Source organism: Leptolyngbya boryana PCC 6306 (assembly GCF_000353285.1).
GTDB classification, from domain to species: Bacteria; Cyanobacteriota; Cyanobacteriia; order Leptolyngbyales; family Leptolyngbyaceae; genus Leptolyngbya; species Leptolyngbya boryana.
Genome location: NZ_KB731325.1, coordinates 32,962 through 47,089, shown reverse-complemented (window position 1 = coordinate 47,089; position 14,128 = coordinate 32,962). Strand labels below are relative to the sequence as shown.

Genomic DNA, 14,128 nt, shown 5'->3' with positions numbered 1-14,128 from the left:
AAAACCGCCACGCTAGATCGTTTCTCAACGCAATGCTCAACCGCAATCAAGCATTGCAGCAAAATCATCCATTCTACTCACACGAGGTAAAGTCCATGCCCATTCGTGGAAAATCAAAAACGGCTCAAGACCCGAATAGCGCCCTCAAATCCAAATCTAAAAAAGCTAAAGCTGAAACGCCTTCAGCGACTGAGCCAACGAAGACTCCAAAACCCACTACGGCTCCAACAGGGATTCTGCCGACGATCGCGCTGCCGCTTCCAAACATTCCATTTAGAACAACTCCGCCTATGACCCTATCAGGCGGAAGCTCGACTGCGATTCACCGTAAAGATCTGACTCAGGTCAACCACGGTTTAGACATTCCTGAATTTCAACCCAATCAATGGATGGCAAAGGATTTGTTCACCAATTCCTCGCCACTGCCCGAAACCTCACAAGCCGAAGCTGATCAAGCTGTGTTATCGATCGCACGGAAGCGGCAAACCCTCAGAATTGTGCGTGAGAATATCGGCTTGAATCGTGACATTGTTGGGGCTGCAACCGAGCATCAACAACTGCTAGGCGCTGTCATTCAATACAGCACGGAACTCGTGAACAATCAGACCAAATTCGTGAAGTACACCGATGCAGGCGTGAAGCAGCAGATTGCAGCGGTGAAACTGTCTCAATCTCAAGAGCAATTCACACAAGAAACGATCGCGCTGGATGGACTGCGCCAAATGACTCCCCTAATCCAAGAAGAGTGGAACGAACGCCTCGAGTTGCGTCGGGCGAAAATCAACGGGCTACGTGAACAAACGCTCAACGCTAATGCCCGTCTAGCCTCTAAGCGACAAGAATTAGAGGCGATGTTCAACGTCGAGTTCCAGACCATCTAGAACGTTCCAAGCCTGCCTCGATTCAGACAGGCTTTCTCTGTTGTTTCTCAGGGTGTTCCCGATGCCCAACACCAAGTCGAACGACTGGATCGAGCTGATGTCCTTTCTGGGTGGAATCGTCAGCTTCATCCTCTTTCTCGCCGCCATCGCTCAGCAATCGCGCATCGCTCAATCGTTGAGTCTACTTGGACTCGCCACGAGTACAGGTGGAATTGTGGCCTGTGCCTTATCCGATCGCACTAATCAAACCCGTGAGGAGGTTGAAGCTCTCACGCAACGGTTGAGCGATCGCGATCTCACATTAGCTGCAAAAGACGATCGCATCGTCAATCTAACGGCTGAACTGAATCGGGTGATGGCATTCGTTGATCACCTGAAAAGCGCACCGATTTCGGTTGACCGAACTTCACACATCGTGGCGCAGTACCAAGAGAAGCTCAACACCTTGCAAGCGCGATATCGAGCAGAAGTTGAGCGCGTCAAAACCGAAGCGCGATCGCAGCATCAAACAGAACTCGATCGCCTACGGTCTGAAATGGTTGCAGCCGATACTCGGATTCACGAATTCGAGCAGCGGTTTCTCGATCGCGCTCAAGAAACGCTGTCTGAAGCATTAACCAGCTTTCACGATCGCATCTCTGATCTGGTCATGGACAATCTCCGTAAACTCAGCCATCTCGAACCTGAAACCCGTGATGCGACCTTTGCTGAGCGATTACAGCAGCTGTCTGAAGAAGTGACCGACTTGCACCAAACCTACGTGGCGCAAATCCTCAATCTCTCTCACTTCTTGGATGCTGAGAACATTCTCGATTGCAGCGATGAAGCCCTTTCGATTCTGTATCACCTGATGGATGACTACACCAGCATCAAGGTCAAAGTGATCAATGCGCTTAAAGCCAAGACTATCCGAGAGCTACAGACAACCATTCAAGCCTATCAAGCGGCAGACCTCGTTCCCAAAGCCCAGCTCGAACAGCTCGTCAAAAACCTCAAACTCCGACTGCAAGAGTATGAACTCGATGCCGTCCAGCATCAAGAGAGCGTGGTTGCGATCGCCAACGATTATGAAGCCCAAACGCTCGAAGACGATCGGATCGTGCGGGGCTATATCGATCAGCTGGCAAAACTTGAACACGATAACCATCAACTCAAAGAGCAGGTGGCATCGCTATCGGCATTGAAGAAATTTGATCCGGGAGCTTGGGGGTGGGGGGCTGATATCGGCAATCAAGTGATCGATTACCTAATGTCAGAGAACATTCCTTGTGATGCATTGCCACTTGACTTTTCCCCGACCGATAGCCATTTGACGATCGCGCTGAATTGTCGCACCGAGGCCGGCTTACGAATGCTTGCCAAAGACGGCAAAGAGTTCGAGAAAGGCATGGCAGCAGCAAAAGGGTGGAGCCACGTCAGCTTGACTCTGACTGGGCGCGTCGTAAAGGTAACCGTTCAGTACGCAAATCGTGCGATCGCAAAAACAAAGCCAGAAGCCGTGCTCGATCGACCGATCAGCGACTGGGATCTGTACTTGGCAGCAGAGTATCACTGGTTCATTGCAGCCGCGTGTTAGGTGACAATACAACTGGCGAACGAACGTCAGGGTATTGGCGAGCTAAACCTTTCTCCGGACGATTGCGTACTGCTTGACTCGACGAGTCAAGTGCCGAGCAAGAAAAAGACACTCTGAGAGAGTTCCATCGATACATGGAGACGCGAAGAGTGTCTGGAAAAGTCAAAATATATCAAGTCCAAGTGTATATGACCGCACGAGAAAAAGGCTTCACGCAAGTAGAAGCCGCAGAACTGGCTGGCTTTTCTGCCCGAACCGGACAGCGCATCGAAGCAGGCGACCATCAACCGAATCGAGGACGCATCCGTGACTGGCGCAGCACCCCTGATCCGTTAGCAGAAGTTTGGGAATCTGAACTTGAACCCATGCTCAAAGCAAATCCTGGTCTTCAGCCGACAACGCTATTTGAATGGCTGCAAGAGCGCTATCCCGGCAAGTATCCCCAAGTGCTTCGCACGGTGCAACGACGAGTTGCCGCCTGGAAAGCCTTGCATGGCGAACCGAAAGAGATCATGTTCGAGCTACGGCATGAACCGGGGATGATGGGCTTATCGGATTTCACCGAACTCAAAGGAATTGAGATCAGGATTGCGGGCAAGCCATTTGAGCATTTGTTGTATCATTACCGACTGGCTTACAGTGGCTGGCAGTACGCTCAGATCATTCAGGGCGGTGAGAGCTTTATTGCATTGTCGGAAGGATTACAGAATGCGCTGTTTGCTTGTGGAGGAGTCCCGAAGCAACATCGTACCGATAGTCTCAGTGCGGCTTATCGCAACATGGGTGGAGCGCGAAATAAGCCCTTGACGCGCTTGTATGATGACCTATGCAGTCATTACCGAATGCAACCAACGCGCAACAATACTGGTATCGCTCATGAGAATGGAGGGATAGAGTCACCGCACGGACATTTAAAGAATCGCATCAAGCAAATGCTCTTACTTAGAGGCAGTCATGACTTTGACAGCATCGCTGACTATCAAGACCTGATCAATCGAGCGATTGCCAAATTGAACGATCTCCATCCCAGAAAAATTGAGGAGGAGAAACAATATTTGCAACCCTTGCCTAAGTATCGAGTGCCTGACTATGAGGTGCTCACCGCAACGGTCAGTTGCCGCAGTACGATTGATGTGCGCTGTGTGCTCTACACGGTTCCATCTCGACTGATTGGACAGTCACTCGAACTGCATCTCTACCATGACCGGATTATCGGCTACCTCAATCGTCACTCAGTCGTGGAGCTCCCTCGCATTCGAGTCAGTGATAAAGCAAAACGGCGCGCTCGGTGCATCAACTATCGGCATATTGCAGAAGGGCTACGTCTCAAGCCCAGAGCTTTCTTGTACTGTACCTGGCAACAAGAACTTCTGCCAAATCAGATATGGCGGGAGCTTTGGTCGCAACTCAAATGCCGGTTCGACCTCGACAGTGCTGCGGTGCTGATGGTAGAAGCTCTGTACATTGCGACCACGCAAGACAAAGAAATCGCAGTAGCAAGCTACCTGCAAGCACAACTCAATGCAAATAGCCTGACCCTGGCTACACTCCGCAAGCAGTTTCAACTCTTGAGCGATCTAAGCCTGCCCAATCTCACGACGACTCAACACAATTTAGAACACTATGACCAACTCTTGCACCGAGAACCCGCCCACCAGTCCGTATCAGAATCTCAGCCTCCACCTCAAACGACTGCACCTACCTCACATGCTGCATCACTGGGAAACACTCGAACAACAAGCGATGCAGGAAGGCTGGTCTTACGCACAGTTCTTGCTGGTTCTGTGCGAATCGGAAGTCCAACACCGATGGAGCAACCGTATCCAACGCGCTCTGAGAGAAGCCCAACTGCCAAGCGGAAAAACGGTTTCCAACTTTGACTTTTCCCATTGTCCGAGCTTCAACCCTGCTCCCTTGATGCAGATGGCGGATGATCCTACTTGGCTCGGACGCGCCGAAAACCTTTTGTTGTTCGGAGCTTCAGGCGTTGGAAAGTCACATTTAGCAAGCGCTGTCTCGCGCCGCATGGTGGAGTTTGGTAAGCGAGTCAGGTTCTTTTCTGCCTTAGCTCTAGTCCAGCAATTACAGCAAGCAAAGCTGCAACTGCAATTGCAAGCAATGCTGAAGAAGCTAGACCGCTTTGACCTACTCGTGCTTGATGATTTGGGCTATGTCAAAAAGACTGAGGCGGAAACCTCCGTGCTGTTTGAGCTAATTGCTCATCGATATGAGCGCAAAAGCTTACTGATTACTGCCAACCAGCCCTTCAGCCAATGGGATGCTATCTTCACCGATTCGATGATGACAGTCGCAGCCGTTGACCGTTTGGTGCATCATGCTTTGATTGTTGAAATTCAGACCGAGAGCTACCGCAAACAATCGGCAGTGTCTCGTTCTGAAGCATCGAAGACCGCCAAGAAAGAGACCGTTCAACCGAAACGTTCCTAGCTGTCGTTTCGATCTTAATTGTCGTCTCGATCTTCGTTGTCATTTTGATCATCATTGTCGTGCAGTTACCTTGAGCATTCTGCACAACTTTAATCTGTCATTCTTTAGCGATTACTGTTCTTGATCTCGCGACTAACCAAGAATGTTCTTAGTTCTTACTAGCCCGTCTTTGTCACTGTCGCGACTCGAACTTGTGCTTGACATCTAACAGCCGCGACTCAAAGCGGTAAAACAACGCTGGTTGATGAACTCAACGCACTGCTTTATCAGCAGCTTAAAGGAGAGGTGGAATTCCATGCCATCACGCTCAAAACCGATGGCAACCGCGATGCCGAAAAAGCTAGACGATTTGTGGCTCCTGTCTTCAAATCATCCAGCAAAGACTACTTTGAAGCCCAGGCAGGAGTTTTAGAAGAAATTGAGTCACGCAAGCAAATCTTGGCAGTGAATCCGAATCATCGTTATCCGCGATCGATTCATCAGTGGGACGAATACGGTGAACATTACCGTATTGGGGGCATGAGAGAAGTGACCAAAATGGTTCTGATTTCATCGTTGCAAGTCGGAGCGGGTCTTTCCTCTGAAAATGGTAAAGGGATTCAAGTGACCTTTATTGCTCAGAATCCCTATGTTTCTCAATTAGGGCTATTTCGACCAGATTTGGCAAATTGTTGTCTGATCATCGTTGGCGAGAAAAACATCCGGCTGTTTCTCAACTCAGACGAGGACAATCATGGACTCGATAAAGAAGATTTGGAGCGGTTGAAAAAAGAGCTTTCTCTGTTCAAAGAGGCTTCTCGAAAAGCAGTGGAAAAAGCCCAGTCAGAGGCACAGAAAAATGGAGCAGATCCACGAATTGCGATCGCAAAATGTCCCGAACGCTATTACTCGTTGATCGTGCCATCGAAGGGCGGATTAAAACCGATTATTCTCTACAATCCCGCACCTGGACAATTCACGAATCCGTTGACTCAATCATCGGTGTCTCAAAATGAGCCGGAAGTTGCTTGCGAACATGACTACAAAATTGTGCGATCGCGTAAATCGAAAGATGGCAAAACACGACAGCGCGACCTTGAGTGTCGCAAGTGTGGCGAGAAGACTAAAACAGCTGAACCCTCGCAGTAGAAGGGGCGGTGTGAAGCGCGTGACCACAATAGCCAGCAGATACACCATCCTGACTAAATTGGCTAAATTTGCCACACCGCTTTCACCCAAATGGTCATTTTTTCTGCACTATGCTAACCACAATTGATCGCACTCACACCCATCGATCAGCAATTCAATCCTGTATCAGCACAGCAATGGATCACCTGCTCTCATCGTTGCCTTTACTGCTGGTTTTTTAGTGGTACGACCATTTAGGAAAGGGAGTTGAGGAAGATGTAAAACTCTTTCAGTTCACGTCTTAATTCAAATGGCTACAGCTGAGTGCTGTAGCCATTTTGCACTCATTTAATCAAGGCCAGACTAATTTTGTTTTCTTCACCCACTCAATGCGATCGCTAATTCCAATCTGTCCCCCGTTGATCCTCCTTGTAATCGCTTTGATATCGTCTTTGTCGGCAAGAGCATTACAGCCTTTGGATGCCCACTCTGCTGCTGCAATCTCTAGACACCAAGCAGCATCAATCACTTCATCAGGTTGAGCGACAAAATCTGGAGCAAGCGGATTCGTTCTTCGTAAGATTTGGGTTGCCTCCGCATAGCTCTCTTTACCGGTCAATTGCAGCAAACCCCGTCCTCGATACCGGAACCCATCTCCTGGATTGTCATTTCCCATCCGCTTACCATAGACCTCATTCGCAAGCTTCTCAGGATTACGAGCATACTCACTGGGATCAAGCGGGCCTGTCGGTTGAAAGACTCTGGGCCAGACTTCTGGTAATCGTGACGCACTGTAGTTGAGATTCTCAAATTGAATCGTCAATGCACCGCATTCATGCATGATCTGCGCGACAAAATGTGCCACTCGGATCGATGACTTTGAGATGTCATAGCGATCAAACACAGCTTGCCCATTCTTAAAGGCTTCGACATAGCTACTTTTAGCACCAGGCGCAAGTGCCAGAATTTGATCGACAGAAACGATGACAACCTGTTGAATTGGCGGCGTGATGTTAGACCAACCCGGTAGCTTAGAATGTCTCAAGCCCGCTCTCCAAGTCTCCAGGGTCACGGTTCCGGTTTGAGCAAGACCGAGATCGGTTTGAAATCGCTTCGTTGTTGAGATCGTCGCTTCATCCATCTTGCCAGTAATCTTGAGGATGGGCATGTAGCCGCAGCCGTTGAGAATATTCTGCCAAGCTGCGACAGAACCGACACTATTGAGATTATCTTCAATGATTCCACTCATGGTTTCGTCTTCTTTGTGAGTTGAGCAATTCGATCTCGTTCAGCCCGGAAATTTTGCGATGAAGTCATCCGCCGGAATAATCGTCGTGTAAAACAGGTAGTTCTGATTTCGCTGATAGCGGTTGTCCTGCTTGATCAAGGCCATGAATGTTCTGTGTTCTGCTCTAGAGCGTCCAACCAAACATCCTGCACCTGCCATACCAATATCATTGTGAGGATAGTCGTAGCCCCAATGTTGATTGATGTCGAAATTTCCGGTATCGAGAAAGTCTCCGGTTCTAATTCCGTTTCTATCTTTGTCTCGATAGACCGAAATGGCGGTTTCTTGCACTAACGCTTCATGCGGTTCTGCTCCACTGCCATAGTGTGTTCCGACTTTCCAAGCCTTGAACTGACCAAACGCAATTCGAGCAGCTCCATATTCGATTCCTCTTCCCATCGGGTTGAACGTGTAGTGAGTCCCTGGTTCTGTTGTCGCTTCCCAGTTTCCTCGGATGACAGGGACAAGATCAGCGCTGGGAATTTCGATCACCATTCGTCGATCGTTGAATTCATTTATCACGTCAGAGTTTGTGCTGCCATCTGCGTTCATGCCTTCGACATAGATGATGTTATATCTTTTGTCGCCGACTGAAATCCGATAGTTCATTCGCGCCATGTATTGAATCAGTCGAGATGCTAAGTCAGCGCGTGAAAAGTCGATTTTAGGACTTGGCACCTCATCTGGACTCGTTTCGATCAGCACTTGAGCAGTCTTCAACCCCAGAAAGCCCTTTTCTTCTAAAAGATCTGGGTAAATTGTGCTCATAGTTGATTGAAATTCGACTAGGGCATCTGTCGAAATGGGTCCGAACTTACCATCAACAGGCGGATCAAGAAATTTGAGCCAGACGAGAGCTTGCTGAATGTGCGTTGCGAGTTCTTTGTCAGCAGCAATGGCTTCTATTCCATAGTTCAATGCTTTTCCAAGTGCTTTCGCTTGCTGGCTAGCTTGATAGAAATTTTCAAGGCGCATGGGATAAGACCTATTTAAAGTAAAGTAAGAAGGTAAATTTGAGTCACGAGAGGAAAATGTTCGCGACTCGGTCTGGGTTGAGCGATTAGACTTGGGATAAGGATTTAAACTTCACGACATCCAAGATGCTAATCGGTACGGTGAAGCGTCCTAATTCAGTATGTTGAGCACTATCGGGTTTGTAATGAACCCAGAACGAAAGAGCAAACTTAGGGGGAAAGGGTCGGATAACCATGACTCCGAAGCCTTCAAATCGATAGTCAGGATTACCAACTATTCCAATCGCTGAAGTATCACTGTCTTTCAGGGCAGGCGGAAGTCCTTTCGCTGCACAGGCGGCATTGATTTGCTCGATCGTTTGACGCGAATCGGCTAACGCTTTGAGTAAGCTATCAACAATCGTAATTGAGGTTGCAACGGTCATGAGAATGGCTCCAGTTTTGGTAAAAAGTGAGTTATGGTTGTGGCTTTGATCCGCGTGAGAAATTGATAACGATGCTGCCGTCTTGAGGAGCTTCAAGCCCCGCCTTATTAGATAAGGGAGAACTCAAAGATGCGGCATAGAGTGGAGCAAGTGATAATGCAGAAACAATCAGCCTCGATACAATCACAATGGCTCTCATAATTGTTCTCCTGGCTTCAGATGCAGTCTGCTTGACTGATATATCCATCAAATCCGTTGGGTGACTGAGATCAGACCTGAGAACACCTGAGTTATTTTGAGGCATAAGAGCACGAGCACTGACTTATGCCTGACTTCTTGAGCGGGCTACCCGAATGCCAGTATGATGCGGGTAGAGTTCGAGGAAGTTGCAATGGGTCGATCGCTGCAAGTTCGCGCTGATGCAGTTTGTAAAGTCAAGGCTGGACTGCGACGTAACGGCTATGCTCGGCAGAAAGATTTAGCTGAAGAACTTGGAATCGCTCTGTCAACGCTCAGTAACTATCTCAATGGTCGCCCGGTCGATTATGTGAATTTCACTGAGATCAGCAATTGTTTAGGACTAGATTGGCAAGCGATCGCAGATTTACCCACTACATCAGAGCCGGAATCACTCCCGATCGAAACGTCTTGTTCGATCGAGTCATTCATCTATATTGAACGCCCTCCAATTGACCGCATTTGCTATGAAGCACTCTTGCACCCAAGCTGTCTACTTCGGATTAAAGCACCGCGACTAATGGGGAAAACTTCGCTCGTGGCGCATCTTCTACGTCAAGCTGCACATCAGGGATATCGTACAGTCCACTTAAACTTTCATCTTGCAAATCAGGCGGATTTTCGGAGCTTAAGCGCGTTTTTACAATGGTTCTGTGCAAGTGTGACACAGCAACTCCAACTTCCAAATCGATTAGCACAGTACTGGGATGAAGAATTTTCAACGAATAAGATTAGTTGCACCGAATATTTTGAGAAATACTTACTCTCCAACAATCCGCAGCCTTTAATCCTGAGTTTAGACGAAGTCGATCGCTTATTTGTTTATCCAGAACTGGCGGCAGATTTTCTCAGTTTGCTGCGGGCTTGGTATGAAAAAACAAAGACCCTAAAAATCTGGCAACAACTGCGATTAATCATCGTGTATGCAACTGAAGTTTATATCCCGCTCAATCTTCATGAATCACCGTTTAATGTCGGTCAGCTGATCGAACTCCATGAATTCACGGCTGAGCAGATTACGAGCCTAGCTCAACAGTACACCTTAGAGTGGACGGAATCGCAAACTCAACAGCTGATGGCAATTGTCGGCGGACATCCAGAATGGATCAGTAAAGCACTACGATCGCTGAAATCGAAAGAAATGCCTTTCGAGCAGCTATTACAAACGGCTGCCTTGGAATCGGGATTATATCGGGGCGAATTGCGCCATCTATGGCGGATGGTGCATCAGCGGACAGAACTACTCGAAGGCATGAGAACAGTAATGCAGGCATCTCAGCCTGTGCGATTATCCACCGATCTCAGCTATCAACTGCACAGTTTAGGACTCATTCAGCTTCAAGGAAATTTTGCAGTTCCGCGCTGTGCATTGTATCAGCGATATTTCTGCGATCGCTTGAGTGAACTGCTATGAGCGAAAAGGCTTACCAAGTTGGCGGCAGCCTTCGCACAGATGCGACAAGCTATGTGGTTCGACAAGCCGATCGAGTCTTGTATGAAGCGCTGAGAACTGGAGAGTTTTGCTATGTGCTCAATGCCCGCCAAATGGGAAAATCGAGTCTGCGAGTCCGGGTTATGCAGCAGCTTAAACACGAAGGCTTTGCCTGTGTCTCGATCGACATTACGCTGGTGAAAGAGCAGCACGTAACCGCTCGCCAGTGGTATGGCAGTCTGATGCGGAGTTTGGCGAATGATTTAGAACTCGGTGAACTGAATCTGCGTCAATGGTGGCTTGATCGCAGTGAACTACCAGAAATGCAGTGTTTTAGTGAGTTTATCGATCAAGTTGTGCTGAGACAGATCAACCAATCGATCGTCGTTTTTATTGATGAAATCGATAGTATTCTCAGTCTTGAATTTAAAGATGACTTTTTCGCACTGATTCGAGCCTTCTACAATCGTCGTGCTGATCACCCAATCTACGATCGATTAACCTTTTGCCTGCTCGGTGTCACAACTCCCAGTGAACTCATTCAAGATCGAATTCGCACCCCTTTCAATATCGGTCAAGCAATTGATCTGCGAGGATTTCAACTCGAAGAATCGCAGCCTTTAGAAGTCGGATTAAGCGCGATCGCTGTCTCTCCGCAGACTGTGATTCAGGAAATTCTAGCTTGGACGGGTGGACAGCCCTTTCTAACTCAAAAAATCTGTCAGCTTGTCGTGCAACACTGTTCAGAAATTGCGCCTGGACAAGAAGCACAAGTCATTTATCAGCTGGTGAATCACTATATTTTGCAAAACTGGGAAGCACAGGACGATCCGGAGCATCTTAGAACGATTCGAGATCGCTTACTTTACCTGGGCGAACAGCGGGCGGGGCGCTTACTCGGACTCTGCCAGCAAATCATTCGACAAGGAGGCATTCCTGCGGATGGCAGCACGGAGCAGATTGAGTTGCGCTTAACTGGGCTAGTTGTTCGCCAAAATCACCATCTCAGAATCTACAATCGAATCTATCAAACGGTCTTTGACCTCAACTGGCTAACGCAGGCGCTGGCAAAACTCCGCCCTTATGAGGTTCAGCTTCAGGCTTGGGTCGCCTCCGGAATGCAGGATGAATTTCAATTATTGCGGGGCAGCGCTTTGCGAAGTGCAATGCGATGGTCTCAGAATAAAAGTCTGAGTGATGAAGACTATCGTTTTTTAGGCATGAGCTTAGATTTAGAGCGTCGTGAACTTCAAGATCAGCTACAAGTCGAAGCCGAAACGAAACAGCAGTTACTCACGGCCCAGGAGAGCATTGAAACAGAACTCTCGATCGCAAATGAGCGGTTGATTCACGTTCAGCAACAAACCGAGAACATTATCCAGCAAGGACGCAAAATCAGAGGGATGACATCCATGATTGCGGGTGCGATCTTGACAGTGGCGATCGGAGTCGGATTTCTGGTGATTCAACATGCTCGCCAAGAGGCAGAGAGTGCCCGTCAAGCGGCTGAGATTGTGCAGGATTCGAGTACAATGCTCAGACAATTTGATCAAAACGAGATCGCTGAAATTGACAGTGTCATTCGTGCAATCAAAGCCGCAGAAAAGTTCAAATCTTCTAAAGCTTATTTTTCTGCGATTCCAATCTTTACCCTCCAGCAAATTCTTGATCGCCCTGAACGCCCTTACATTGAGGTCAATCGACTAGATATCCCAAAGATCAGATGCGCAAGTTTTAGCTCAACGAATCTAATCACAGTCACTAGGGATAGTCGCTTAATGGTATGGAACCAAAATGGGCAAAAACTTCAGCAGCTTCAACCTCAGCCGAAGAATGTGCCGACCTGTCGTATCGATGCAACAAGGATTGTTGTCGGCTTAGAAGATGGCGAATTACAGATTTGGGATAGACAGGGAAAAGTTTTACGATCGCTCACTCAAGACATATCAAAACCAACGGCAATCAGCTCCTCAGAAACGACGATCGCTGTCGGAACCGAATCAGGAGCGGTGACCGTTTGGAATCTCAAGACGAATCAATCACAATCATTCAAGGCACATCAAAGATACATTTACAGCATTGATTTTAGTCAAGACGGTACACGATTCGCGACGGCTTCAGAAGATGGCACCATCAAACTCTGGAACCTCGATCAGCAAAAGATTTCAGCATTCAAACAATCTGACGCAGCAGGTACAGTCGTACGATTCAGTCGAAAGAAAAAAACGCTAATCACCGCTTGGAACAATGGTATTGTGCAATTGCGCGATTTGAATGGAACGGTTTTGAAATCGTTTAAAGTTGACCCGCCCTGGGTTTACGCCGTAGAGTTCAGCCTTGATGATCAAAACTTGATCCTTGGAATGAACAATGGCATTACTGAGATCCGAAGCTTAGAAGGTATGGTAATTCAACGGGTGAAAACCCGACCGAGCGATATTTTTACAATCGCATTACATCCTGACGGAAACCGCTTTGCGCTCGGCAGTAATGAAATGACCTCTCTATGGGCTGTGAACCCTGCCGCCAAATGGGTTACTCGTGAAGAACTGAAAGGTCATCAAGGACGGATACGCAGCATTACATTTAGTCCAAACGGACAGCTTTTAGCTACGGCTGCATCGGATAATACTGCCCGGATATGGCAGCTCAATGGACAGGTGCTCCGCTTGCTCAAAGGTCATCAAGCTGAGGTTTATAGTACAGATTTCCATCCCGACGGTTTGCGAGTCGCAACAGCCTCAAAAGATGGCAGGGTAGGGATCTGGCAGCTTAATGGTGAAGTTAGGATGCTTCAGATTGGTATTCCTGTGCATTGTGTTCGTTTTAGTCCAACTGAAGACAAAATTGCGATCGCGCTAAAAGATGGTCGAGTTCAGATTCGAGGATTAGACGGTCACCTTCTCCAGGAATGGCAAGCTCACAGTAAGACTGTATCTAGCTTAAATTTCAATCCAACGGGAACCCAACTTGTGACGGCTTCTTATGACAGAACAGCTCGCAGTTGGACTTCGCAAGGGCGACCGCTTCAAGCATTTCTGGGCCATCAACAGCTTGTTCTCAGCGCAAGTTTTAGCCCGGATGGTCAGACGGTCGCGACCGCTTCTGCCGATGGTACAGCCCTCTTGTGGAATCTCAACGGCAAAGAGATTCTAAAACTACAAGGGAGTACTGGAGCGGTTCGCGATGTGCAATTCAGTCCAGATGGTTCTCAGTTAGCGACTGCTTCGGATGATGGTACAGTTCAACTCTGGACGACCAAGGGCCAACGGTTGCAAGCTTTTGCGGATCATCGCGATCGCGTTTATAGTCTTCGATTCAGTCGAGATGGATCAAGACTCGCATCTGCTTCGGGTGATGCAAAAGCCCAATGGCGTAAAATTGAGAATCTAGATCAACTGTTGAAACAGGGCTGCGATCGATTGCACAGTTATCTGATGTACAGCTTTGATGCAAAAGACCACGATCGTAATCTTTGCGTACGCGCTCAGTAACCTGAGTTCGGGATAAGACAGTGCTCAATGTACCGCAGCGAATTTGCGCTGCGGTACACACAAAGCTCGCACTTGAAAAGAACGATTCGTGGCAGGTGAATGAAACTTATACATTCGCAATAATGTGGCAAATTTTGGGTGTCGGAGACAGCCTTGGATACTCGTAGCCCAGCGCCCATTAAATACAACTTTGATCTATCTGGATAAACTTCTACGCGCTTAACCAGGGTTCTAATCACCTCTCGCCGAGCGAACCAATCTAACGT

General features: G+C 48.1%; 10 protein-coding genes and 1 pseudogene. 7 read left to right on the top strand and 4 right to left on the bottom strand.

What is annotated here, in order from left to right:
- Positions 1-95: 95 nt before the first annotated feature.
- The 5 genes and pseudogenes from LEPBO_RS0131235 (at position 96) to LEPBO_RS0131215 (ending at position 6,033) form a co-directional block, all read left to right on the top strand.
- Positions 96-881, top strand: a complete 786-nt coding sequence (locus tag LEPBO_RS0131235; protein ID WP_144056411.1) for a hypothetical protein — start codon at positions 96-98, stop codon at positions 879-881.
- A 61-nt stretch (positions 882-942) separates the two neighbouring features.
- A complete protein-coding gene (locus tag LEPBO_RS0131230) occupies positions 943-2,457 on the top strand; it encodes a coiled-coil domain-containing protein (protein ID WP_017291538.1) in 1,515 nt (504 codons plus the stop codon).
- A 188-nt stretch (positions 2,458-2,645) separates the two neighbouring features.
- A pseudogene (istA, locus tag LEPBO_RS44955) lies at positions 2,646-4,319 on the top strand (IS21 family transposase); the annotation flags it as partial.
- Positions 4,201-4,905: an IS21-like element helper ATPase IstB gene (gene istB / locus LEPBO_RS43715; RefSeq protein ID WP_071596253.1), complete on the top strand. Its 705-nt coding sequence runs from the start codon at positions 4,201-4,203 to the stop codon at positions 4,903-4,905. The pseudogene istA and the gene istB, both read left to right, overlap by 119 nt.
- Positions 4,906-5,190: 285 nt before the next feature.
- Positions 5,191-6,033 carry a hypothetical protein gene (locus LEPBO_RS0131215; protein ID WP_017291535.1) on the top strand — a complete coding sequence of 281 codons (843 nt, stop codon included), beginning with the start codon at positions 5,191-5,193 and terminating at the stop codon, positions 6,031-6,033.
- A 331-nt stretch (positions 6,034-6,364) separates the two neighbouring features.
- Here LEPBO_RS0131215 and LEPBO_RS38880 read toward each other — a convergent pair whose 3' ends face one another.
- The 4 genes from LEPBO_RS38880 to LEPBO_RS43095 all read right to left on the bottom strand — a co-directional run bounded on the left by LEPBO_RS38880 (position 6,365) and on the right by LEPBO_RS43095 (position 8,898).
- Complete coding sequence (locus LEPBO_RS38880; RefSeq protein ID WP_017291534.1) at positions 6,365-7,261, bottom strand: peptidoglycan-binding protein; 897 nt, start codon at positions 7,259-7,261, stop codon at positions 6,365-6,367.
- 39 nt (positions 7,262-7,300) lie between these two features.
- Complete coding sequence (locus LEPBO_RS0131205; RefSeq protein WP_017291533.1) at positions 7,301-8,275, bottom strand: peptidoglycan-binding domain-containing protein; 975 nt, start codon at positions 8,273-8,275, stop codon at positions 7,301-7,303.
- 85 nt (positions 8,276-8,360) lie between these two features.
- Positions 8,361-8,699 (bottom strand): hypothetical protein, encoded by a 339-nt coding sequence (locus tag LEPBO_RS0131200; protein WP_017291532.1) that lies wholly within the window; start codon positions 8,697-8,699, stop codon positions 8,361-8,363.
- 31 nt (positions 8,700-8,730) lie between these two features.
- Positions 8,731-8,898, bottom strand: coding sequence for a hypothetical protein (locus LEPBO_RS43095; RefSeq protein ID WP_154660845.1), 168 nt, complete (start codon positions 8,896-8,898; stop codon positions 8,731-8,733).
- 162 nt (positions 8,899-9,060) lie between these two features.
- On the opposite strand from LEPBO_RS43095, the gene LEPBO_RS0131195 reads away from it, so the two are divergent.
- Both LEPBO_RS0131195 and LEPBO_RS40505 read left to right on the top strand, forming a co-directional pair.
- Positions 9,061-10,350, top strand: coding sequence for an AAA-like domain-containing protein (locus tag LEPBO_RS0131195; RefSeq protein WP_199323933.1), 1,290 nt, complete (start codon positions 9,061-9,063; stop codon positions 10,348-10,350).
- A complete protein-coding gene (locus tag LEPBO_RS40505) occupies positions 10,347-13,862 on the top strand; it encodes a WD40 domain-containing protein (RefSeq protein WP_017291530.1) in 3,516 nt (1,171 codons plus the stop codon). Before LEPBO_RS0131195 ends, LEPBO_RS40505 begins: the two co-directional genes overlap by 4 nt.
- The last annotated feature ends 266 nt before the right edge of the window (positions 13,863-14,128 follow it).

Bases quoted from the DNA above. Each gene is read 5' to 3' on its own strand.
- LEPBO_RS0131235 (WP_144056411.1), top strand. From the start codon at position 96: ATGCCCATTCGTGGAAAATCAAAAACGGCTCAAGACCCGAATAGCGCC.
- LEPBO_RS0131230 (WP_017291538.1), top strand. From the start codon at position 943: ATGCCCAACACCAAGTCGAACGACTGGATCGAGCTGATGTCCTTTCTG.
- istB (WP_071596253.1), top strand. From the start codon at position 4,201: ATGCAGGAAGGCTGGTCTTACGCACAGTTCTTGCTGGTTCTGTGCGAA.
- LEPBO_RS38880 (WP_017291534.1), bottom strand. From the start codon at position 7,261: ATGAGTGGAATCATTGAAGATAATCTCAATAGTGTCGGTTCTGTCGCA.
- LEPBO_RS0131205 (WP_017291533.1), bottom strand. From the start codon at position 8,275: ATGCGCCTTGAAAATTTCTATCAAGCTAGCCAGCAAGCGAAAGCACTT.
- LEPBO_RS0131200 (WP_017291532.1), bottom strand. From the start codon at position 8,699: ATGACCGTTGCAACCTCAATTACGATTGTTGATAGCTTACTCAAAGCG.
- LEPBO_RS43095 (WP_154660845.1), bottom strand. From the start codon at position 8,898: ATGAGAGCCATTGTGATTGTATCGAGGCTGATTGTTTCTGCATTATCA.
- LEPBO_RS0131195 (WP_199323933.1), top strand. From the start codon at position 9,061: ATGATGCGGGTAGAGTTCGAGGAAGTTGCAATGGGTCGATCGCTGCAA.
- LEPBO_RS40505 (WP_017291530.1), top strand. From the start codon at position 10,347: ATGAGCGAAAAGGCTTACCAAGTTGGCGGCAGCCTTCGCACAGATGCG.